This window comes from Xanthomonas sp. F10 (assembly GCF_014206815.1).
Taxonomy (GTDB): Bacteria; Pseudomonadota; Gammaproteobacteria; order Xanthomonadales; family Xanthomonadaceae; genus Xanthomonas_A; species Xanthomonas_A indica.
In genome coordinates this window covers 1,140,690-1,161,012 of sequence record NZ_JACHNP010000002.1, presented here as the reverse complement: position 1 = coordinate 1,161,012, position 20,323 = coordinate 1,140,690, and the positions used below count along the sequence as shown (strand labels likewise).

Sequence of the window (20,323 nt, the reverse complement as noted above, 5' to 3'; positions counted from 1 at the left end):
TCCGCATGCGCTTTTTGCTCCTGTCCTGCTGCATTTTGTTGTTGACTGCCTGCGGCAAGGGTCCGCAAACCTTCCGCTTCGACAATCCGACCGGGCAGGCCTTGCCGATCCAGGTCGATGGACAGTCGCACAGCATCCCCGCACATGCCGACCTGGCCCTGGAACTGGCACCGGGCGCGCACACCCTGCAGACCGCGCAACTCGGCCGCGTCCCCTTCATCGTCTACGCCGATCACGACGGTGCCCTGGTCAACCCCACCCTGTCGGATTACTACTGGATCGACGAGATCTACTGGACCAGCACCGCACGTCCGCGCGAGTTTCAGGGCGATGGGGTCGTCGAGGTGCGGGGCGTGGCACTGAAAGGCCGCTACGGGCAAGTCCACGACTTGTTCATCGTCAAGGACTGGGACTTCGACGTGCATACCCCGTTCCCCGAGAACGCCGTCGGCGCAGTCGACAGCAGCGGCGGCCGGCGCATGCGCAAGATTTTCGCGCCCGACGACTTCGTCGCCTACGTCGAGAGCAGCCACGATGCCCCTGGCTATGTCGCGGCGCATCAGCCGCGCGATTGGCAGCCGCCGCAGCGCCGGGTCACGCCCGCGGCCGAACGCCTGCCGGCCTTGCCGCCGGTGATGGAGGCGCACGCCGGGCCGCTGCGCGCGCTGGCCAACGCCTACCTGCACGCGACCGATCCGGCGGAGCAACAGCGCCTGCGCAAGACCTACGTGTCCACGCAGATCGACTTCACCCATGCCACCGCGCGCCTGTTCAGCGGCCTGTCGGTGGACGACAACAAACGCGTCAACGACTTCGTCGAGGGCATGCACCAGATTATGCACAGCCCTGCGCTGGTGACCGGCCCCTGAGCCGGGTACCGGACGGCCGCGTACGGGCCGCCACGCGGCATTCGGCTAAACTCCCCACTTCACGTTCTCCACGGCTTCCAATGAACCCGAACTACCTCGACTTCGAGCAACCCATCGCCGATCTGGAAGCCAAGATCCAGGAACTGCGCAACGCCAGCACCGGCCCGGCGGTCAACGTCGACGCCGAGGTGGGTGCGTTGGAGGACAAGCTGCGGGTGCGTACCGCGCAGATCTTCCGCGACCTGTCCTCGTGGCAGATCTCGCAGCTGGCGCGGCACCCGCAGCGCCCGTACACGCTGGACTACATCAACGTGTTCTGCGACGAGTTCCAGGAACTGGCCGGCGACCGCGCGTTCGCCGACGACAAGGCCATCGTCGGCGGCCTGGGCCGCATCGACGGCCGCGCGGTGGTGATCATCGGCCACCAGAAGGGCCGCGACACCAAGAGCAAGATCGCGCGCAATTTCGGCATGCCGCGTCCGGAGGGCTATCGCAAGGCACTGCGCCTGATGAAGCTGGCCGAGCGCTTCAAGCTGCCGCTGCTGACCTTCATCGACACCCCCGGCGCCTACCCCGGCATCGGCGCGGAGGAGCGCGGCCAGAGCGAGGCGATCGCGCGCAACCTGCTGGAGATGGCCGAGCTGAAGGTGCCGGTGATCTGCACCGTGATCGGCGAAGGCGGCTCCGGCGGCGCGCTGGCGATCGGCGTGGGCGACCGCACCCTGATGCTGGAATACGGCACCTACTCGGTGATCTCGCCGGAAGGCTGCGCCTCGATCCTGTGGAAGGATGCGTCCAAGGCCAAGGACGCCGCCGAACAACTCGGCCTGACCGCCAAGCGCCTGTCCGCGCTGGGCCTGGTCGACAAGGTGATCCGCGAACCGATCGGCGGCGCCCACCGCAACCCCACGCAGATGGCCAAGCGCCTGAAGGCGGTCCTGCTCAACGAACTGCACGCCCTGGAACAGCAGCCGATCGAGCAGTTGCTGGAGAAGCGCTACGCGCGCCTGCGCAGCTACGGCGCGTACGAGACGGCGTGAGGCGCCGGGCGGCGCCTCGGGATTGGGAAATCGGGATTGGGGATTCGTAAAAGCCCGTTCCCGGCGCCGAAGTGTTATGGGTAGCCGCGATCAATACCAGGCTGGAAGACCCCGCTCTTGCGAATCCCGAATCCCGAATCCCCAATCCCCGCTCAAAACGGCTTCGCCAGCACCAGCCAGATCACCACCAGCAGTCCCAGCACCGGCAGTTCGTTGAACAGGCGCAGCGCGCGCGAGGACGGCAGGGGCTGCGCCTGCCCCACGCGCTTGAGCCAGCGGCCGGTGAAGATGTAGTAGGCCAGCATCAGCGCCACCAAGCCGAGCTTGGCGTGCAGCCAGCCGCTGTGGCCGGGCGCGACCATCGTCGGGAAGTCCGGCAGCACCTTGTAGCCCAGCCACAGGGTGAGCCCCAGCAGCAGCGCCAGGCCGAACATGCTGTGGCCGAAGCGGTACAGGCGCCGCCCCATCAGCGCCAGGCGCTCCTGCACCTGCGGCTGGCCCGCGCTCTCGGCGATGTTGACCAGGATCCGCGGCAGGTAGAACACCGCCGCCATCCATGCGATCACGAACAGCAGATGCAGGGACTTGATCCACAGATAGAGTTGCATGCGCTGGCTCCGGGTCGCTGGCGTAGGATGTGCGGCCATTTTCGCCGATTCGCCCGGCGCCCGCACGGACCACACGCCCGCATGGACAAACAGTACGACGCCGACTACTTCCAGCGCTGGTATCGCCGCGACGGCATCGGCGACGCCGCACGCCTGGCGCGCAAGGTCGGGCTCGCCGTGGCACAGGCCGAGTACTACCTGGAACGGCCGATCCGCAGCGTGCTCGACATCGGCTGCGGCGAAGGCGCCTGGCGCGCGCCGCTGCTGAAGCTGCGGCCGAAGCTGCGCTACCTCGGCTTCGACAGCAGCGACTACGCCGTCGCCCGCTACGGCCGCCACCGCAACCTGCACCCGGCGCGCTTCGGCGATTTCGCCTGGTTGCGGCCATGCGCGCCGGTGGACCTGCTGGTGTGCTCGGACGTGCTGCACTACGTGCCCAGCCGCGAACTGCGCCAGGGCCTGCCTGGCCTGGTGGAGCTGTGCGGCGGGGTGGCGTTCCTGGAGACCTTCGCCGCCGAGGACGACTTCGACGGCGACCACGCCGGCTTCCAGCCCCGTGCAGCGCGCTGGTACCGGCGCCAGTTCGGTGCGCTCGGGCTGCGCCCGGTCGGCAGTCATTGCTGGCTGGCGCCAGCGCTGGCGGGCGATGCGGCGGCGCTGGAGACGATTGGTCTGGTGCCCCATTAAGGTGCAAATGCCCGGAATGGGTTATGCTGCACGGCAGCATACGCTCAGGATGGAAACGCCGGCATGCTCTACCAGTGGCACGAACTGACCCGTAACCTGCTCGCCCCCTGGGTGCACCAGGCCGAAGCCAACGCCAAGATCTTCTCCGACCCCAACAGCCTGTGGTCGACGCTGCCCGGTGCCGAGCGCCTGGCCGCCAGCAACGAACTGATGCACCGCCTGGGCAAGGACTACGAGAAGCCGGCCTGGGCGCTGGACCATGTCGAGGTCGACGGCCACGCGCTGCCGATCGTCGAACAGGAAGTGCTGCGCAAGCCGTTCTGCCGGCTGCTGCGCTTCAAGCGCTTCAGCGACGACGCCAAGGTGGTGGACGGACTCAAGAAGCAGCCGGCCGTACTGGTCGTGGCGCCGCTGTCCGGCCACCACGCCACGCTGCTGCGCGACACCGTGCGCACCCTGCTGCGCGACCACAAGGTCTACGTCACCGACTGGATCGATGCGCGCATGGTGCCGCAGGCCGACGGCGACTTCGGCCTGGACGACTACGTGCGCTACGTGCAGGACTTCATCCGCCACATCGGCGCCGAGTCGCTGCACGTGATGAGCGTGTGCCAGCCGACCGTGCCGGTGCTGGCCGCGGTGTCGCTGATGGCCGGGCGCGGCGAGACCACGCCGCGTTCGCTGGTGATGATGGGCGGCCCGATCGACGCGCGGCGCAGCCCTACCGAGGTCAACAACCTGGCCACGCGCAATCCGCTGTCCTGGTTCGAGCACAACGTCATCCACACCGTGCCGCCGGCCTACCCCGGCCACGGCCGCGAGGTCTACCCGGGCTTCCTGCAGCACATCGGCTTCCTGGCGATGAACCCGAGCCGGCACTTCATGTCGCACTGGGATTTCTACGCCAACCTGGTCAAGGGCGACCTGCAGGACGCCGAGGCGCACCGCCGTTTCTACGACGAGTACAACGCGGTGCTGGACATGCCGGCCACCTACTACCTGGACACCATCCGCGTGGTGTTCCAGGAGTTCCTGCTGCCGCGCGGGGAATGGGTGATCGACGGCGAGCGCGTCGACCCGGCCGCGATCCGCGACACCGCGCTGCTCAGCATCGAAGGCGAACTGGACGACATCTCCGGCCTGGGCCAGACCGCCGCCGCGCAGGACCTGTGCACCGGTATCCCCTCCGCTCGCCGCCAGCACCTGGAAGTGCAAGGCGCCGGCCATTACGGCATCTTCAGCGGCCGCCGCTGGCGCGACATCGTGTATCCGCAGGTGCGCAGCTTCATCGCCGCCAACGCCGGCGCCAGCCGCGCGCCGGCGGCCGGCAACGTCACCCCGCTCAAGCGCCGCGGCAGCCGCAAGGCCGGCTGAGCCGTGCAGCGTCCGCGGCCGGCATTCGCCAGCCGCGGCGCCTCGTCATTGCCCCGCGCTGTGCACCAGCAGGTGCTTGGCGAGCATGCCGTGCAGCTTGCCGACCGCACGCGCCAAGTGCAGCGTGCCGACCAGCAGCACGATGCCCAGCGCACTCCACACCGGCAGCAGCCACGGTGCGCTTTCGGTGACGTTCCAGTCGACGAACATCGCATTGAACTGCTGCGGCAGGAAGAACCCCAGCGGCGCCGACGCCAGCGCCAGCCCCGTACTCAGCAGGGTGATGAACACGCTGAAGTAGAAGGTGCCCAGCGGCAGCATCAGCAGGAAATACAGCATCGTGGTCCAGGTGCGCGCGTCGGTGAACATCTGCCCGATGCGCCGCAGCCAGGGTTGTGTGCGCTCGCTGTACAGCGGCCGCCGCGGCATGCGCTCGCCCAGCAGCACTTCCACCACCCGGCCTTCCACCAGCGACAGCAGCCGCACCGAACCGAAGAACAGCACCAGCAGCGGCACGCCGACGATCAGGATCAGCATGCCCGCCGACACGCTGACCCCGGTCACCACCCAGGTGAAGTAGAAGATGCCGGTGACCAGCGACAACAACATGTAGAACAGGCTGCCGTAGGCGCGCGGATCGGCGGCCACGCCAAAGAAGCGGCCGGCCAGCGAGCGGCGTTTGGGTGGCGCCGGCGGGCGCAGCGCGCGGTTCACCGTCACCTCGGTATCGCGGTAGATCTCGGCCACCTCCTCCGGTGCGCCGTAGCTACCGGCGACGCCGGCGATGACCTCGGCCTCGCTCTTGCCCGGCTGCTCGGCCAACTCCGAACGCAGGTATTCCTCCGCGTCGTACAGCGCGTCCTGGATCAGCGCGGGGTCGGCGCCGCCCAATGCCGCACGCAGTTGCGCCAGGTAGTCGGGAATGGTGGTCGGCAAGGGCCGTGGTGCGGTGTGTGCGCTGCTCATTCTGAAATCCCCTTCAGCACGGAATCGACGGAATCGCGGGTGGCTCTCCACGCCGCGGCCCATTGCCGCAGCGTGGCCAGGCCCGCCGCGGTGATGCGGTAGTAACGCCGCGGCGGCCCGGCCACCGACGGCTCGACATGGCTGGACAGCAACCCCGCCGCCTCCAGGTTGCGCAGCACCGGGTACAGCGCGCTCTGCTTGCCGCTGAGCACGCCCTCGCCCACCTGCTCCATGCGCTTGGCGATGAGATAGCCGTACAGCGGCGCCTCGGCGGCGGCCAGCACCGCCAGCAAGGCCAGCGACACGGTGCCGGCGCTCAGCTCTTTCTGGAATTTCTTCAGCTGCGCATCCGGCTCGACCATGGCATCCCTCACTAGGTTGAAGTAGATACTAGTGCAAAGTTCGACATAGCCCCTGTGCCGTTGGTCATGTCCGCCGCCCCAACCGGCGTTCCAGGCGACAAACTCTTCGGCAACACCACGCTGACTACACTGCGGGACCTTCCTTTGTGCATGCCATCCAGGAGGTCACGCATGAGTTCGACGCCCGCCACCCCAGAGCCCGGGCAGGCCACCGAGGCCAGCTTCGCCAGTTCCGGCAACCAGTTCTCGACCGGCGCGTTCAAGCGCGATCCAGAGGCCGGTTCGGCCTCGGTCGAGTACAGCCGCACGGCTGCACAGGCCAAGTACGGACCGCTGGAATACGCGGCGGTGCACACCGGCAAGGTCGGCGCCGGGCGCAAGCAGGAAAATGGCGACACGGTGTTCAACGTCGAGATGGAGTTCACCCAGGGCCATCGCATCCAGGGCGACTTCAAAGCCGGGCGCCTGGCCGCCGACGGCAGCCTGACCCAGGCCACCGGCGAGCGCGGCCGCTACGAAGTCCGGCTGCGCGGCGATGCCACGGCCGACGCCGCTGCGCGGGTGAATCCCTTCGACCCCACGACCATCCCGGAAGGCGGCCGCGTTAAGCTCGATGGCCAGGTGTTCGCCAAGACCTCGATGGAAGCGGCATTCCGCGGCTTCGCCACGTCCAGCGAGCGCACCGACGCGGCCGGCATGAGCTATGCGGTGGAGCGCCTGGATGCCGATCGCGTCCGCGTCGCGGTCGGTCCGACCCAGGCGGTGGAGCGGCTGGAGGCGGCGGGACTGAAGACCGACATCGCCCAGGCCATGCTGGGCCGGCAGGATGCGCTCGGCCAGGCGACCATGAACACCGCCACCTTCGACCTGCGCGATCCGCAGGCCCAGGCCGCCTACCGCGCGTTCCTGGCCAGCGGCAAGCTCGCCGCCAACGCGCCCGGTGTCACCGAGGTGCAGAAAGTCGAAAGCCTCACCATGAGTTCGGAGACCCGCGCCCAGCTCGGCCTGGGCCCGTTCAAGGCGGAACTGGGCGGCCAGCGCAACAGCGGCGAGAACGTGCGCACCACCTATGCCGACGGCAGCTCCAGCGTGGTCGGCAAGGTGCAGTACGCGGGCAACGTGCCGATGACCCTGACCCGCCAGTTCGACCCGGCGGGAAAGGAGCGCGTGGACGAACGCAGCTACCAGTTCAGCTTCGACAAGGTCGACCACAACCAGGCGCAACTGCTCAACGCCGCGCTCACCGGCAAGGACACCGACCCGGCCAACCCGCCGATCAGGGCTGGCGAGAACGCCACCCTGCGCTTCTCCGAACAGCAGATGGACGCGCTGCGCCATCAGTACCAGCGCGCCGCGCAGGCCAGTCCGATGACCGCGCACGAGGCGGCGGAATATGCAAAGCAGAGTCCGCAGGACTTCGCGATCGGCCTGGCGCGCAATCTGGGTAATTCCCAGTATGGCCTGAGCGAGCGCCTGTTCCGCGTGTCCAGCAGCGCCGGCGGCACGCCGGGCGGCGACCTGGTGCGCATCGACGCGCAGGTCGACCGCGCCGACCCGCCATCACCGTCAGCGCCCACGCGCGCCGCCCCGAGTACCGGCGCCACGCCCGCTGCGCGTGCCGCCGCCGATCCGCAGCAAGAGGCGATGCAACAGGCGATCGCGCGCAAGCTCACGCCCTACGACGCCAACGTCGCGAGCGGCTTACTGCTGGCGGCGCGGCGCGATGGCCTGACCCAGGTCGATCACGTGCTGCGCAACGACAACGGGCGCGTGTTCGCGGTACAGGGCGACCCGATGTCCGCCGACAAGCGCGTGGCCTACGTGGACGCCGCGCAGGCGGCGACCATCCCGGCCGCGGAAAGCGCCAGGCAACTCGCCGCGCTGCCGCCGACGCCGAGCCAGCCACCGGTGCAGGAGGCGCAGGAACCGCAGCGGCGCGCGCTGTCGTAGGCAGCCCTGTCGGCAGCACGGCAATCGCCGTGCCGCCGGCGCATTGGCAGCGGCCGCCGCTTCGGTGAGAATCGGGCGCTCACCGACCGGGCCGCCCTCATGCCGCTGCGCACTTCCCTGCTCGCCCTCGCGTTGTCGCTGTCCACCTTCGCCGCGTCGGCGGGCGCACCGCCGCCGGCGGTGCCGTACCGCAGCCCGCAGCAGATCCTGGACGCCTCCAAGCCCAGCGACTGGCGCACGCTGGATCCGGCCAACACGCTGTACCTGGAGCTGGACACCGGCCGGGTGATCATCGAGCTGGCGCCGGCGTTCGCGCCGCAGCACGTCGGCAACATCCGTACCCTGGCCCACGAGCACTTCTGGGACGGCCTGAGCATCTATCGCTCGCAGGACAATTTCGTGGTGCAGTTCGGCGACCCCGATGGCGAGGAGCCGGGCAAGGCCAAGTCGCTGGGCAGCGCCAAGACCCACTTGCCCGCCGAGTTCCAGCGACCCGCCGCGGGCCTCGCGTTCCAGCCGCTGCCCGATCCTGACGGCTGGGCGGCGCAGGTGGGCTTCGTCGACGACTTTCCGGTAGCGCGCGATCCCAAGGCCGGCACCGCCTGGCTGGCGCATTGCTACGGCACGCTCGGCGCCGGCCGCAACAACGACGAGGACAGCAGCATCGGGGCCGAGCTTTACGTGGTCACCGGGCAGTCGCCGCGGCAACTGGACCGCAACATCACCGTGGTCGGCCGCGTGGTCAAGGGCATGGAACTGCTCAGCGTGATCCCGCGCGGGCCGGACCCGATGGGCTTCTATGAGAAACCCGAGCAGCGCACGCCGATCCGCGCGATCCGCCTGGCCAGCGACGTGCCGGAAGCAGAGCGCACGCCGCTGCAATTGCTGCGTACCGACACCCGAACCTTCCGCGACGTGGTCGAGGCGCGGCGCAACCGCCGCGACGCGTTCTACAAGCGCCCGGCCGGGCACATCGACCTGTGCAACGTGCCGCTGCCGGTGCGCGCGCCGCCGAAGTGACGCGTCATGCGCGCGCCGTCCGGCGCGCTCAGGCGCCGCCGACGCCGCGCCGCTGCGGCGGCTGCGCGTGCAGGAAGCGGATGAAAAGTTCGCGCGGCTGCTCCACGGCGCAGCCGGTCAGCCGCCTGGCGATGTCGCCGCGATGGATGGCACGTTCTACCGCGCGCGCTGGCTGAAGGCCACGCTGCCCAGGATCAGCGCACCGGCCAGCAGCATGGTCCAGGTCAGCGGCTCGCCCAGGAACCACCAGGCCAGCAGCGCGCCGAACACCGGGATCAGGTAGGTCACGGTCGAGGCGCGGGCCGGGCCGATGCGCTGGATCAACCGGTAGTACATCAGGTAGGCCAGGCCGGTGCAGACCACGCCCAGGCCGCCCGCACAGGCCCAGGCCAGCGCCGACACCGGCGCGGTCGGCCAATGCGTGAACGCCAGCGGCGCCAGCAGCAGCGCGCTGCAGCCGAGCGTGGCCGCCGCCGATGCGGCCGGCGGCAGGTCGCCCATATGCCGCTTCACCAGGTTGTAGCCGATGCCGTACAGCAGCGAGGCGGTGGCGCCGGCGAAGGCGGACGGACCGACGCTGAGCCCGGCCGATTTGCCGGTGGCCAAGACCAACACTCCGATGAAGCCGACCAGCAAGGCCAGCGCGCGGCGGGTGCCGATGCGCTCGCCGAAGAACAGGAACGCGATCAACGCAGTGAACAGCACCGTCATCGCGTTGCAGATCGCGCCGATCGCCGCCGGCGCGTGCTGCGCCCCCCACGCGAACAGCAGGAACGGCAGCGCGGAATTGAGCACGCCGATCGCCGCCAGGGTCGGCCAGCGCCGCAGCGGGAAGCGCGCCCGCGCCAGCCACAGGAACGGCAGCAGCACCGCTGCGCCGAGGGCCAGGCGCAGTTCCACCAGCGCGTAGGCACCGAACTGCGGCGCCGCCACGCGCATGAACAGGAACGAGCAGCCCCAGACGACGCCGAGAAAACCCAGTTCCAGCGGCGTGCGCCAGTCGCGCGACGCAGCGCTGTCGGATACGGGCGCGGGAGGGGCAGAGACGATGCCAGGTTGCAGGGAGGTGTCGGAAGTAGGCATGGAGGAGGCTCGCGGTCGACCGGAAACGCGCCGCAGCGATCCTGCGACGCCACGCATCCGCCGCCGGCGGCGGATGCCGGGTGGCGCATCCGCACCGCTCCCTTCTCGCTGCTCTGCCTGCTGCGCATGTCGTGTTCGGCGGTCAGCATCGTCCTGCGCCCCAGGGGCGACAAGCGCGTAGTATCGTCGCGAGCCACAAATCTGCCGCGTGTCTGACCGTGCAACTGCGCCCGTCCCTGCTGCCCGCGCTCGGCGTGTTCGCCGCCGCGGCTCGCCACCAGAACTTCGCCCATGCCGCGGAGGAACTGCATCTCACCGCCAGTGCGGTCAGCCACCATGTGCGGCGCCTGGAAGCGCTGCTCGGCGCCACGCTGTTCCAGCGCCACGCGCGCGGGGTCAAGCTGACCGCCGAGGGCCGGCAACTGGCCGATGCCGCCAGCGCGGCGCTGGCCGACATCGCCGCGGTGGCCGGCAACCTGCATCCGCAGGCCGACACCGCGCCGCTGCGCCTGACCACGCTGCGCTCGCTCTCGTACTGCTGGCTGCTGCCGCGCCTGCCGCGCTTCTGCCAGGCCTACCCGCACGTGCGCCTGGAGATCCAGACCGACTCGGCCTTCTCGCGCTTTGAAGAGGGTGGCCCCGAGCTCGGCATCCGCTACGGCCAGGGCGACTGGCCGGGGCTGACCTCGCACCACCTCATGGACGACGAACTGTTCCCGGTGGCGTCCCCGGCCTTGCCGCAACTGGCGACGCTGCGCCGGCCCGAGCAGATCGCGCAGTTGCCCTTGCTCACCGACATGTCGCCGCAGGGCTGGCGCGACTGGTTCCGCGCCGCCGGCGTGCGCGGCGTGGCCCTGCCGCCGATGCACACCTTCAACGACAGCACCGATGCGATGCGCGCGGCGGTGTACGGCGTGGGCGCGGTGCTCGCGCGCAAGCACATCGCCCAGCCGTATCTGCAGCGCTACGAACTGGTGCGCCTGCCCGGCCCGGCGCTGACCGCGCGCTACTCCTACTACATCGTGCATCCGACCCACCGCCTGCTCAGCCCGGCCGCCAGCCACTTCGTCGACTGGCTCAAGCGCGAGGCGCTGGACGAACGCACGCCGCTGCCGGCGCTGCCGGCCGAGCTGCTCGGGTTGCCGCCGACGGCGGGCTAGCGCTGGCGTAAGCGCAGGGCACACGTGCAGGAACCCGCGGCATCGATCGCGTCGCAGGAGCGGCTTCAGCCGCGACGCCGCGTTACCGGTCGCCTGTGTCGCGGCTGAAGCCGCTCCTACTGGAAACCACGCGAATCGACTCAAGCTCGGGCTGCCAGCCAAACGCCATTGACAAGCGCCACACACCTGGTCATTAATTAACTAATTCGTTAATTATCTAAGCCCCGATGTCCATCGACCGCGTCTTCGAAGCCCTCGCCTCGCGCCCGCGCCGCGAGATCCTGGCCTATCTGTCGGCACAGGAACTCACGGCCGGCGAGATCGCGCAGCGCTTCGCGATGAGCGCGCCGGCGATCTCGCGGCACCTGTCCGTGCTGGAAGCGGCCGGGCTGGTGGCGAGCGAGCGCCGCGGCCAGTTCGTGGTGTACCGGCTCACGCCCGACAACCTGGTCAACACCCTCAGCGGTTTCGCCTTCGAGATCTGCCCCAGCGCCGGCCCACTCAAACGCGAATCGCGCAGGCAGGCCAAGCGCACCGCCTGATCCTTCCGCCCCGGCAACAGGAGTCCGCCGATGACCGCCGCACCGCTCAGCGAACACGCCGCCGCGCAAACCGGATTTCCCTCGGTGCGCCTGCCCTCCTACAGCGGCGGCCTGCCGGTGGAGGTCATCCTGATCGCCCAGCTAGGGGTCGGTGCCGGCGATCCGCTGATCGCCCAGGCCTGCCTGCGCCAGCGCGCGCATCCGCAGTTCCGCGACGCGCTGGACGAACCCTCGGCGCGCCTGGCCGGCACCGATTTCAAAAACGGCGAGTCGACCGCGCTGTACTCGTTCGCGGTCGGCAGCGGCGGTCATCCCTTCCATTGCCATGCCGGGCATCGCATGTTCACCGCGATCACCGGCAGCGGCGGCGCGCTGCTGCGTTTCAGCACCGCCTCGCCGGCGCAACTGGCGCAGGATCCGCAGCATTTCCTCGACGCGCTGCGGCACGTCGAACTGCCCGCCGATTGCCTGTTCAGCGTGCGCTTCGGCGGCGGCACCTGGCACCAGTTCGCGCCGCTGCGCGCGCAGTCCGGGCATCCGGCGTTCTTCGCCCTGTCCTGCCACAGCGACGAAGCCGGCGGCACGCTGGCCGAGGACGTGCGCGCGCAGGTGCTGGCGGGCACCGCCGACATCGCCACCCTCACCGAACTGCTGCCGCCCGCGGTCACCGCGCTGCTGGCCTCGCCGCAGGCGCAGGCGCTATCCGTGCCGACGGTGCAGCTGTCGCTGGTCGCCTCCCCGGGCAGCCGGCGCCTGGCCTGGTGCGCGGGCCTGCGTGCGCTCAGCGGACGTGTGCGGCAGCGGCTGGGTGCCTGGCGGCATCCGGCGGGCTTCGCGGCACTGGCGCCGCGCCTGCCGCGGGCACGGGTGACGCCACAGTTGCTGCCCGCCTCGCTGCTCGAACCGCAGCTGCCCGCGCATCACCACCAGGACAGCGTGCGGCTGACGGTGCCGGCGCAGGCGCTGCGACCGCTTGGCGCGCACGCGCTGATGGCGGCGTTGCTGGATGGCTTCCTGCAGCACCCGCCGCGTGGCGTGACCTGGCTGATGCGCCTGCGCAACGTGCTGGTCGCACCGTTGCGGCTGCGCACCTCGCCGCTGGGCTGCCCGGTGTCCTCGCTGCTGTCGCCGCAGCGCGATCAGGTGTTCGCCGGCCGCTTTCCGGTGCTGGCGCAGGCCTCCACCGCGCAGGCGCAGCGCGTGCAGGTGCTGCTCGGCGCCGACGACCGCCACCTGGTGTTCCGCAGTTGCGTCGGCGTGGCGCTGCGCGACGACGGCAGGGCCGAGTTGAGCCTGGAAACGCGGGTGACGTGCCGCAACCGCTTCGGGCACCTGTACATGGCGCTGATCGCTGCCGTACACCGCCGCTACATCGCCCCGGCGCTGCTGCGCGCGGCTGCCGAGGCGCTGCTGCTGCCGGTAGCCGAGCACGCCGGGCCGGACGCGGTCGTGCCGCTGCGCTGAGCGCATCATCACCCCGCCTTAGCCGATGCCTGCCTAGCCTGCGCCTTCCCCCTAAGAGGAAGGCACATGCCCCAGCTCCGCATCCGCATCACCGGCAGCGAGGACGACGCCCGCGCCATCATCAACCTGCTGTCGAGCCTGGACGGCATCGAACACGTCGAGGAGATCGACGACCTGATGCCGCACATGGACGACGACGATTCCAGCTCCGCCGGCCTGCCCGACGACCAGGGACCCGGCACCCACGAAGTGGAAGTGGAGGCCGGCAATGCCGCCACCGCGCAGAAGGTGCGCGAGGCGGTGGAAGCGCTGGCGTTCGAGCTGGACGTGGTCGTGGAGTTCGAACAGGACGAAGGCTGAGGTCTGCGTCTGGGGCGTTGCGCCGTCTGGCGCAGCGTCCTGGCATGCCCATGGCCAGCATCCTTGCTTTCCAGCGGCGCCAGCCGTGCCTCAGGTATCCCACTTCAAGGCGTCGGGACTGAAGTCCCTCCCACAGTGCACCCAGCCAATGCATCGCGAGCCCCGGCAGGAGTCGTTTTGCTTTTGCTCAAGCGTGAGTGTCAGACGAGAAGAACCGTAGGAGCGGCTTCAGCCGCGACCCACAACCCCTCGTCGTCCACGACTGCTGGACGACGTGCCACTGTTTCGTCGGCAACGCGTGGCAGCACCGCTGCTCGCGCATCATCTCCATCCGTTCCCGTCCGATCCCGTCGGACGGGAACAGCTTCCTCCGCTAGGCGGAACGACGCCGACGTCGGCGCCAGGCGATCAGCCGCCACAGCGCATAGCCGAGCAGCACGAACGGCGCCAGGCCGACCACCGCGCGAATCGCCCAGGCGATCGATCCGGCGAAGATTTCGCCGCTGTCGCGCAGCGCATCACCGATGTCGCTGCGGCTCCGCTCGGCGGTCGGTGCGGTAAACGTCAATGTCACCCGCTGCGTATCCAGGCGCCGGCGCTGCTGTGCGGCTTCCTGGCTGGTGGCGAGCAATTGCGTCTCCACCGCGGCCAGCTTCTCCGACAGCGCGATCATGTCGGCCACGCTGAGATCGCGGCGCTGCTGGAACTCCTGCAGGCGTCGCTGCTCGGCCTGCAGGCGCTGGCGCTGCGCATCGTTGTCCTGCGCCGCCTGCGCCAGATCCTCGGCATGGGTCGTGCGGCTCTCGATCTGGCCGTCCTGGCCCGCCTGCGCGATCAACGGCTCGACCCCGCTGGGCGCGATCCGCACGCTGAGTTCGCCACGCGGCCGCTCGCCACCGCGTTGCTCGACCTGCAACACCGTGCAGGCGCCGAAACTGGATTTCAGGCAGCCGTCCTGCAACTGCTTGAGTCGGGCCGGAATCTGCGCTGCCGGCAGCGCGACGCTGACCTCGTGCTCGTAGGCCAGCGTGGCCATGGCACGATGCTCTTCGCCAGGCGCGCCTGCGGCAAACGACGCGTCTGCCGCCTGCGCCGCGGCTTCGGCGGCCGTCGCAGCACTCCCGGCGGCATCGGCGGCGTAGAGGTCGGCGGCCGGCAACCGCGCGCTCTCGCCGTCGCGGCTGCAGGCAGCGATCGACATCATCAGTGCCAGGGAAGCGCCCCAGCGACGCCAGCCACGACGCGCAGGCAGCAGACCGGGGCGAGCGCCTGCGAGCGCGGCGCGCCCTGCTGCGGCATCGCCCGCGCCCCCAGCCGTCGCGGCGGCCTCCGGATCGAACGCGCGACCGCACACGACACGACCTTCATGGCAACGTCCCTTGTCCTGCATTCCTGTGCTCCTGAATGGCGAAAGGGCCCAGGGTAATCCAATGGCAGGGGCGCCGGCAGCCGTGGCGGGGCTACCCTGGTGGATCGACCCACTCCAGGAACCCCGATGCGCAAGCACCTGCTCGCCGCCGCCCTGCTCGCCGCCCTCGCCGGCTGCCAGAAACCCGCCGACGCGCCCGCCGCCAGCAACGCCGCCCCCGGCCAGGCCGCGGCCGCCACCGATGCAGCCGCCGACGCCAGCTTCGCTGCGCTGTCCAAGCGCGCCGTCGACACCTGGATGCAGTTGTCCCCGGTCGGCGCCACCCAGACCGGCGACCACCGCTACGACAGCGACCTGGACGACCTCAGCGCCGCGGGCCGGCAGAAGAGCCTGGACGCGAGCAAGCAGTTGCTGGCCGAACTGGACAAGCTCGACGTCGCCAAGCTCTCGCGCGAGAACCAGGTGGACGCGGCGATCCTGCGCAACCAACTGCAGTCCGACATCTGGAACAGCGAGGTAGCGCAGGGCTGGGCGACCGATCCGCAGGTCTACAACGGCCTGGCCGGCGGCGCGATCTATGGGCTGATGGCGCGCGAGTTCGCGCCGCTGCCGGAGCGGCTGAAGTCGGCCACCGCGCGCATGGAGAAGATCCCGGCGCTGTTCGCGCAGGCGCGCGCCAACCTGGACCCGGCGCGCGTGTCGGAGATCAGCGCCAAGACTGTGGCCAAGCAGAACCGCGGCATCCTCAGCATCGTCGACAGTTTCATCGTCCCGCATATCCAGGAACTGCCGCAGGCCGACGCGCAGCGCCTGCAGGCCGCGATCGAGGGCCTGAAGAAGGCCGTGGCCGAGCAGCAGACCTGGCTGGACCAGACCCTGGTGCCCAACGCCAAGGGCGACTTCCGCCTCGGCGCGGAGAAGTACGACCAGAAGCTGAAGTTCGCGCTCAACTCCTCGCTGTCGCGCGCCGACATCAAGCAGCGCGCCGAGGCCGAACTCAAGCGCGTGCGCCAGGACATGTACGGCATCGCCCGCACCGTGCTCAAGGACAAGCCCGGCGCGCCGGCCCTGGTCGATGCGCCCAGCGACGAACAGCAGCAGAAGGCGATCGAGGCGGCGCTGGAGCTGGCCTACGCGCAGCATCCCGCGCGCGACAAGGTGGTCGAGGCCGCCAAGGCCTCGCTGGCCGACGCCACCGACTTCGTGCGCAAGAAGGACCTGGTGACCCTGCCCGACGCGCCGGTGGACATCATCCTGATGCCCGAATTCCAACGCGGCGTGGCGGTGGCGTACTGCGATTCGCCCGGCCCGCTGGACAAGAACCTGAAGACCTTCTACGCAGTGTCGCCGATTCCCGACGACTGGACCGCGCAGCAGGCCGACTCGTTCCTGCGCGAATACAACAGCCGCATGATCCACCTGCTGAGCATCCACGAGGGCGTGCCCGGGCATTACGTGGAAGGCTGGCACTCGGCCAAGTTCCCGTCCACGCTGCGCGGCGTGCTGCGTTCGGGCGTGTTCGCCGAGGGCTGGGCGGTGTACACCGAGCGGATGATGCAGGAGCAGGGCTACCTGGACAACGATCCCCTGTTCCACCTGGTGCAGCTGAAGTTCTACCTGCGCAGCATCGCCAACGCGCTGCTCGACCAGGGCGTGCACGTGGACGGCTGGAGCAAGGAACAGGCGCTGCACCTGATGGTCCACGACACCTTCCAGCAGCAGAGCGAGGCCGAGGGCAAGTGGGTGCGCGCACAGCTGACCTCGGCGCAGCTGCCGACCTACTTCGTCGGCGTGCAGGAGCACCTGGACCTGCGCAAGGCGATGCAGGACAAGCTCGGCGCCAAGTTCAACCTCAAGGCCTACCACGACCAGGTGCTGTCCTACGGCGCGCCGCCGGTGCGGTTCGTGCGCGAATTGATGCTGGACGAGCCGATCAAGTAATCGGGATTGGGGAGTCGGGATTTGGGATTGGCAACGTCCCGGTCGCTGAGGCAGCTGGAGAAGAGCCCCCTCGAGTGAGGGGGCTGCCGAAGCCGGCGAAAAGCGGCGAAGCCGGGAGTGTGTGTGACTGCGGTTGTCGTGCATGCGCGCAGCGGCCATCGCGCTGCGGTACACCGCGACCGCGTCAACCCGAGGCGGAGGCAGCAGCGCAAAGGCGTTGCCCGACGCCGCCGCATTCAGCGGCGGCGCCGGCACTGCTCACTCGCCGTAGACCTCGATTTCCGAGTACGCCAACCACGAGTACAGGTTGTTCGCCTCGATCTTCAGGTACTGGGCGCTGCTGCCATTCAAGGCGATGTACACCGGTGCCACGTCGGACTGGTCGGGCTCGGTGTAGTACTGCGGGTTGTCGAAGTACACCGGCCCGGGATTGGTGCTGCCGCCGAACACCGCGCCATGCCGGCCGGCGGAGACGGCGAAGTCGATCGGCTGCGGCGCGCCCGCGGTCTCGCTGGCCGCGGTGCGCACGGTGATGCGCACGCCGGTGACCTTGCGCGTCTGCCCCAGGTTCACGGTGACGCTGCCCCAGTTGGTGCGCGCGTTCCAGTAATCGGTGTCGCTGAAGAAGCGGCCGTCGTACAGCGAGGCCAGGTTGTCCGAATTGGTCGGCGAGGTCGCACCGACGATCGGCAGGCGCTTGATCAGGTTGAGCGAGGACGGCGCCACGTACTGCACCTTGCGCAGCGGCAGGCCCGCCTCGCTGTAGCCGGTGTTGCTCAGGCCGGCCTTGATGTAGGCCTCGCGCTCGATCGGCCGGGTCTGGGTGTTGCCGTAGCGCGAAGCGATCGCGGCGACGATCGGCGCGGCGAACGAGGTGCCTGAGACCGCTTCGGTGCCGCCGTCGTAAATGAGGTTGGTGATCTCGTGCGCCGGCGCCCAGGCCTCGATGCAGGGCCCGACCGTCGATCCCTTGGCGTAGCCACCCCAGCGATCGCTGTTCTGGGCGCCGCCGAAGCGCGAGCCGTCGCGCTGCAAGCCGCCGACCACGACGATGCCGTCCATGTCGCGTGCGGCTCCCTGCTGGGTCTGCGGATCGATGTAGCCGAACGCCACCTTGCACGCGTCCTGCTCCTGCGGCGAGAGCCCGACGGTGTAGGCATTGCCCGCCGACTGGGTGATGAAGAAGCGATTGCTCGCCGCGCGCATCCGACGGCCCCAACGATTGCCGGCGTTGAACGGGTTGTACGTCCCGCCCGGACTCTGATTGAACGACATGTTCAGGACGGCGAATTCGCCCGACGCTTCGGCGTAGCGCACTGCCGCGTCCAGCGCCGTGGCCACCGTGCTTTCGTTCAGATCGGCAAGGCCGAACGCCTTGATCGGCTGACCAGGATTGACGCCGCGCACCAGCTGCCCGTTCTGCCTGGCACCGATCAGGCCAGCCGTCGCGGTGCTGTGCAGGGGGTTGGGCGACAGCGTCGGGAAGTCCTGTCGATACACCACGTTGAGTTCGGAATGTGGCGGATTGTCCAGCACCGCATCCAGCAGATAGGCGGGATTGGAGGTGGTGAATCCATCGTTGGTCTGCGTATACGGCAGCGCCCACGAGGTGATCTCGCCGCCATTGACGATGTCGCCCGCGGCGGAGAACGTGGCGTGCGCCGCCTCGACCCCGCGCACCGACACCACCCAGTCGGCCTTGAGCAGTTGCGCCGCAGTGCGTTCGGGCATCCAGGCATAGACGGTGCTGGACACCGTGGACAGCACCCGCTCGATCTTCACCCCCGGCAGCTGCGCGATCTGGTCGGCGAAGTGGACCATGCCGGTGCTGTTCTCGTGCGCACGGATCGCCGGATCAAGGGTGCGGTAGTCCGAAGGACGGGACTTGGCGTACAGCCGCGTGGTCTCCTGCAGCACGAACGGATTGAGGTCGATCGCGTACAGGCGCCGCCCCTGGGTGTCGGTGCGCGGCAGGGTCGCCTCCTGCAACGTGCGCTTGGCCGGGAACTTGCCGCCGCCCGTCGCTTGCGGCTGCGCGTGCGCGGAGGCGACGGCCAGGCTCGCCAGCAACGCAGCCAGCAGCAGTTCGGTCGATGTCTTCTTCATGGACTCATCCTTTGACTGGGGGATGCCCCGCTCGTCGGGACACCGGAACAGGGGTTCCATCCATCAAGGACGAGGGGCGCACGCACCTCCCCTACCGCACGGGCGTCATCGTCTACTCAGGCAGACGCTGCACGCTGTGCATCACAGTCCGTGCATTCGTCGCATCGCCGCGGCAGCGCCGGCAAGCCGATAGGAAGTGGGCACCGAGGCCGCGATGCAACGCCGCAATTGTGCGCGCATGCACGCTGCATGACGCGCCTGACCCCACGACACGACGCACCGCGCCCGCTCGTGTGCGGGCGCGGCAACACGGCGTATCACGCAGCGCGGTCGGCCGGCGTCTCGCTGCTCCATAGCAGCATCGCATCGCCATAGCTGAAGAAGCGGTAGCGCTGGGCGATGGCGTGGCGGTAGGCGGCGAAGATGCGCTCGCGGCCGGCGAAGGCCGAGACCATCATCAGCAGCGTGCTCTCGGGCAGATGGAAGTTGGTCACCATCGCGTCGACGCTGCGGATGCGGTAACCGGGCAGGATGAAGATCTGCGTCTCGCCGGCAAACGGATGCAGTTCGCCGTCCTTGGACGCGCTCTCCAGCGCGCGCACCACCGTGGTCCCGACCGCGATCACACGCCCGCCGGCCGCGCGCGTGCGCCGCACCTGTTCGACCAGGCTGGCGCCGACGTTGAGCCACTCGCGGTGCATTTGATGCTGTTCCAGCGCCTCCACCCGCACCGGCTGAAAGGTGCCGGCGCCGACATGCAGGGTCACATGCCCGACCTCGACCCCGCGCGCCTGCAGCGCCTGCAGCAGCGGCGCGTCGAAATGCAGCCCGGCGGTCGGCGCGGCGACCGCGCCGGCCTCGCGCGCGAACACGGTCTGGTAGCGCTCGCGGTCGTCCAGGCCCGGCTCGCGGCGGATGTACGGCGGCAACGGCAACCGTCCGGCCTGCTGCAGCCAGTGCTCCAGCGCGCCATCCACATGGAACTGCAGCTGGTAGAACTCGCCGTCGCGGCCCAGCACCTCGGCCTCGCCGCCGGCGTCCAGGGCGATGCGTGCGCCGGCCTTGGGCGACTTGCTCACGCCCAGTTGCGCCCGCGCGCGCTGGCCGCCGAGCAGCCGCTCGATCAGGATCTCGACCCGCCCGCCGGTGCTCTTCTGCCCGAACAACCGTGCCGGAATCACCCGCGTGTCGTTGAAGATCAGCAGATCGCCGGCACGCAGCAACTCCGGCAGGTCGCGCACGTGGTGGTCGGCGAAGGGCGCCGGTGCCGGTGGCACCAGCAGCAGGCGACTGGCCGAGCGCTCGGCCAGCGGCGCTTGCGCGATCAGGTCTTCGGGCAGGTCGTAGTGGAAATCGGACTTTTTCACGGCGCCGGGGACGATCGAGAGCAGGGCCGAATATTGTAGCGGCGCCGGGATTGGG

18 protein-coding genes are annotated in these 20,323 nt (G+C 69.4%); 11 read left to right on the top strand and 7 right to left on the bottom strand.

What is annotated here, in order from left to right; translation table 11 throughout:
* Positions 1-5: 5 nt before the first annotated feature.
* Both FHR56_RS16290 and FHR56_RS16285 read left to right on the top strand, forming a co-directional pair.
* Positions 6-869 (top strand): hypothetical protein, encoded by an 864-nt coding sequence (locus FHR56_RS16290; protein ID WP_160945786.1) that lies wholly within the window; start codon positions 6-8, stop codon positions 867-869.
* An 80-nt stretch (positions 870-949) separates the two neighbouring features.
* A complete protein-coding gene (locus tag FHR56_RS16285; protein ID WP_160945785.1) occupies positions 950-1,909 on the top strand; it encodes an acetyl-CoA carboxylase carboxyltransferase subunit alpha in 960 nt (319 codons plus the stop codon).
* A gap of 152 nt (positions 1,910-2,061) precedes the next feature.
* Here the strand turns inward: FHR56_RS16285 and FHR56_RS16280 are convergent, their stop codons facing one another.
* Positions 2,062-2,517 carry a CopD family protein gene (locus tag FHR56_RS16280; protein ID WP_019797166.1) on the bottom strand — a complete coding sequence of 152 codons (456 nt, stop codon included), beginning with the start codon at positions 2,515-2,517 and terminating at the stop codon, positions 2,062-2,064.
* An 81-nt stretch (positions 2,518-2,598) separates the two neighbouring features.
* Here FHR56_RS16280 and FHR56_RS16275 point away from each other — a divergent pair, with 81 nt between their 5' ends.
* Entirely contained in the window at positions 2,599-3,204 is a 606-nt protein-coding gene (locus FHR56_RS16275; RefSeq protein WP_160945784.1) for a class I SAM-dependent methyltransferase, read from the top strand.
* Between the two features lie 63 nt (positions 3,205-3,267).
* Entirely contained in the window at positions 3,268-4,578 is a 1,311-nt protein-coding gene (gene phaZ / locus FHR56_RS16270) for a polyhydroxyalkanoate depolymerase (RefSeq protein WP_160945783.1), read from the top strand.
* 45 nt (positions 4,579-4,623) lie between these two features.
* Here phaZ and FHR56_RS16265 read toward each other — a convergent pair whose 3' ends face one another.
* Both FHR56_RS16265 and FHR56_RS16260 read right to left on the bottom strand, forming a co-directional pair.
* Entirely contained in the window at positions 4,624-5,544 is a 921-nt protein-coding gene (locus FHR56_RS16265) for a sensor domain-containing protein (RefSeq protein WP_160945782.1), read from the bottom strand.
* A complete protein-coding gene (locus FHR56_RS16260) occupies positions 5,541-5,906 on the bottom strand; it encodes a PadR family transcriptional regulator (RefSeq protein WP_160945781.1) in 366 nt (121 codons plus the stop codon). The genes FHR56_RS16265 and FHR56_RS16260 overlap by 4 nt, the downstream gene beginning before the upstream one ends.
* A gap of 171 nt (positions 5,907-6,077) precedes the next feature.
* On the opposite strand from FHR56_RS16260, the gene FHR56_RS16255 reads away from it, so the two are divergent.
* Together FHR56_RS16255 and FHR56_RS16250 are read left to right on the top strand one after the other, a co-directional pair.
* The gene (locus FHR56_RS16255) at positions 6,078-7,856 is read left to right on the top strand and encodes an XVIPCD domain-containing protein (protein WP_160945780.1); all 1,779 of its coding nucleotides are present in this window, start codon (positions 6,078-6,080) and stop codon (positions 7,854-7,856) included.
* Between the two features lie 99 nt (positions 7,857-7,955).
* On the top strand, positions 7,956-8,876 hold the full coding sequence (locus FHR56_RS16250) for a peptidylprolyl isomerase (RefSeq protein WP_160945779.1): 921 nt from the start codon (positions 7,956-7,958) through the stop codon (positions 8,874-8,876).
* 156 nt (positions 8,877-9,032) lie between these two features.
* On the opposite strand, the gene FHR56_RS16245 is transcribed toward FHR56_RS16250, so the two are convergent.
* Complete coding sequence (locus FHR56_RS16245; RefSeq protein ID WP_160945778.1) at positions 9,033-9,959, bottom strand: DMT family transporter; 927 nt, start codon at positions 9,957-9,959, stop codon at positions 9,033-9,035.
* 218 nt (positions 9,960-10,177) lie between these two features.
* On the opposite strand from FHR56_RS16245, the gene FHR56_RS16240 reads away from it, so the two are divergent.
* From FHR56_RS16240 to FHR56_RS16225, 4 genes are all read left to right on the top strand, one after another.
* Positions 10,178-11,119 carry a LysR substrate-binding domain-containing protein gene (locus FHR56_RS16240; RefSeq protein WP_160945777.1) on the top strand — a complete coding sequence of 314 codons (942 nt, stop codon included), beginning with the start codon at positions 10,178-10,180 and terminating at the stop codon, positions 11,117-11,119.
* A gap of 227 nt (positions 11,120-11,346) precedes the next feature.
* Positions 11,347-11,661, top strand: a complete 315-nt coding sequence (locus tag FHR56_RS16235) for a metalloregulator ArsR/SmtB family transcription factor (RefSeq protein ID WP_019798027.1) — start codon at positions 11,347-11,349, stop codon at positions 11,659-11,661.
* A gap of 30 nt (positions 11,662-11,691) precedes the next feature.
* Positions 11,692-13,125 carry a DUF2867 domain-containing protein gene (locus tag FHR56_RS16230; RefSeq protein ID WP_184502668.1) on the top strand — a complete coding sequence of 478 codons (1,434 nt, stop codon included), beginning with the start codon at positions 11,692-11,694 and terminating at the stop codon, positions 13,123-13,125.
* A 66-nt stretch (positions 13,126-13,191) separates the two neighbouring features.
* Positions 13,192-13,485, top strand: a complete 294-nt coding sequence (locus FHR56_RS16225; RefSeq protein ID WP_017909065.1) for a hypothetical protein — start codon at positions 13,192-13,194, stop codon at positions 13,483-13,485.
* A gap of 373 nt (positions 13,486-13,858) precedes the next feature.
* On the opposite strand, the gene FHR56_RS16220 is transcribed toward FHR56_RS16225, so the two are convergent.
* On the bottom strand, positions 13,859-14,686 hold the full coding sequence (locus tag FHR56_RS16220; protein ID WP_160945775.1) for a DUF4349 domain-containing protein: 828 nt from the start codon (positions 14,684-14,686) through the stop codon (positions 13,859-13,861).
* Positions 14,687-14,980: 294 nt separating this feature from the next.
* On the opposite strand from FHR56_RS16220, the gene FHR56_RS16215 reads away from it, so the two are divergent.
* Positions 14,981-16,795, top strand: coding sequence for a DUF885 domain-containing protein (locus FHR56_RS16215; protein ID WP_160945774.1), 1,815 nt, complete (start codon positions 14,981-14,983; stop codon positions 16,793-16,795).
* A 258-nt stretch (positions 16,796-17,053) separates the two neighbouring features.
* Here the strand turns inward: FHR56_RS16215 and FHR56_RS16210 are convergent, their stop codons facing one another.
* Positions 17,054-18,901 (bottom strand): S8/S53 family peptidase, encoded by a 1,848-nt coding sequence (locus FHR56_RS16210; protein ID WP_160945773.1) that lies wholly within the window; start codon positions 18,899-18,901, stop codon positions 17,054-17,056.
* Positions 18,902-19,218: 317 nt separating this feature from the next.
* Positions 19,219-20,268 (bottom strand): tRNA preQ1(34) S-adenosylmethionine ribosyltransferase-isomerase QueA, encoded by a 1,050-nt coding sequence (gene queA, locus FHR56_RS16205; protein WP_160945772.1) that lies wholly within the window; start codon positions 20,266-20,268, stop codon positions 19,219-19,221.
* Positions 20,269-20,323 lie beyond the last annotated feature (55 nt).

Coding starts and splice junctions, on each gene's coding strand:
- FHR56_RS16235 (WP_019798027.1), top strand. CDS start 11,347: ATGTCCATCGACCGCGTCTTCGAAGCCCTCGCCTCGCGCCCGCGCCGC.
- FHR56_RS16265 (WP_160945782.1), bottom strand. CDS start 5,544: ATGAGCAGCGCACACACCGCACCACGGCCCTTGCCGACCACCATTCCC.
- FHR56_RS16220 (WP_160945775.1), bottom strand. CDS start 14,686: ATGTCGATCGCTGCCTGCAGCCGCGACGGCGAGAGCGCGCGGTTGCCG.
- FHR56_RS16230 (WP_184502668.1), top strand. CDS start 11,692: ATGACCGCCGCACCGCTCAGCGAACACGCCGCCGCGCAAACCGGATTT.
- FHR56_RS16290 (WP_160945786.1), top strand. CDS start 6: ATGCGCTTTTTGCTCCTGTCCTGCTGCATTTTGTTGTTGACTGCCTGC.
- FHR56_RS16285 (WP_160945785.1), top strand. CDS start 950: ATGAACCCGAACTACCTCGACTTCGAGCAACCCATCGCCGATCTGGAA.
- FHR56_RS16260 (WP_160945781.1), bottom strand. CDS start 5,906: ATGGTCGAGCCGGATGCGCAGCTGAAGAAATTCCAGAAAGAGCTGAGC.
- phaZ (WP_160945783.1), top strand. CDS start 3,268: ATGCTCTACCAGTGGCACGAACTGACCCGTAACCTGCTCGCCCCCTGG.
- FHR56_RS16255 (WP_160945780.1), top strand. CDS start 6,078: ATGAGTTCGACGCCCGCCACCCCAGAGCCCGGGCAGGCCACCGAGGCC.
- FHR56_RS16215 (WP_160945774.1), top strand. CDS start 14,981: ATGCGCAAGCACCTGCTCGCCGCCGCCCTGCTCGCCGCCCTCGCCGGC.
- FHR56_RS16225 (WP_017909065.1), top strand. CDS start 13,192: ATGCCCCAGCTCCGCATCCGCATCACCGGCAGCGAGGACGACGCCCGC.
- FHR56_RS16210 (WP_160945773.1), bottom strand. CDS start 18,901: ATGAAGAAGACATCGACCGAACTGCTGCTGGCTGCGTTGCTGGCGAGC.
- FHR56_RS16275 (WP_160945784.1), top strand. CDS start 2,599: ATGGACAAACAGTACGACGCCGACTACTTCCAGCGCTGGTATCGCCGC.
- FHR56_RS16280 (WP_019797166.1), bottom strand. CDS start 2,517: ATGCAACTCTATCTGTGGATCAAGTCCCTGCATCTGCTGTTCGTGATC.
- FHR56_RS16250 (WP_160945779.1), top strand. CDS start 7,956: ATGCCGCTGCGCACTTCCCTGCTCGCCCTCGCGTTGTCGCTGTCCACC.
- FHR56_RS16245 (WP_160945778.1), bottom strand. CDS start 9,959: ATGCCTACTTCCGACACCTCCCTGCAACCTGGCATCGTCTCTGCCCCT.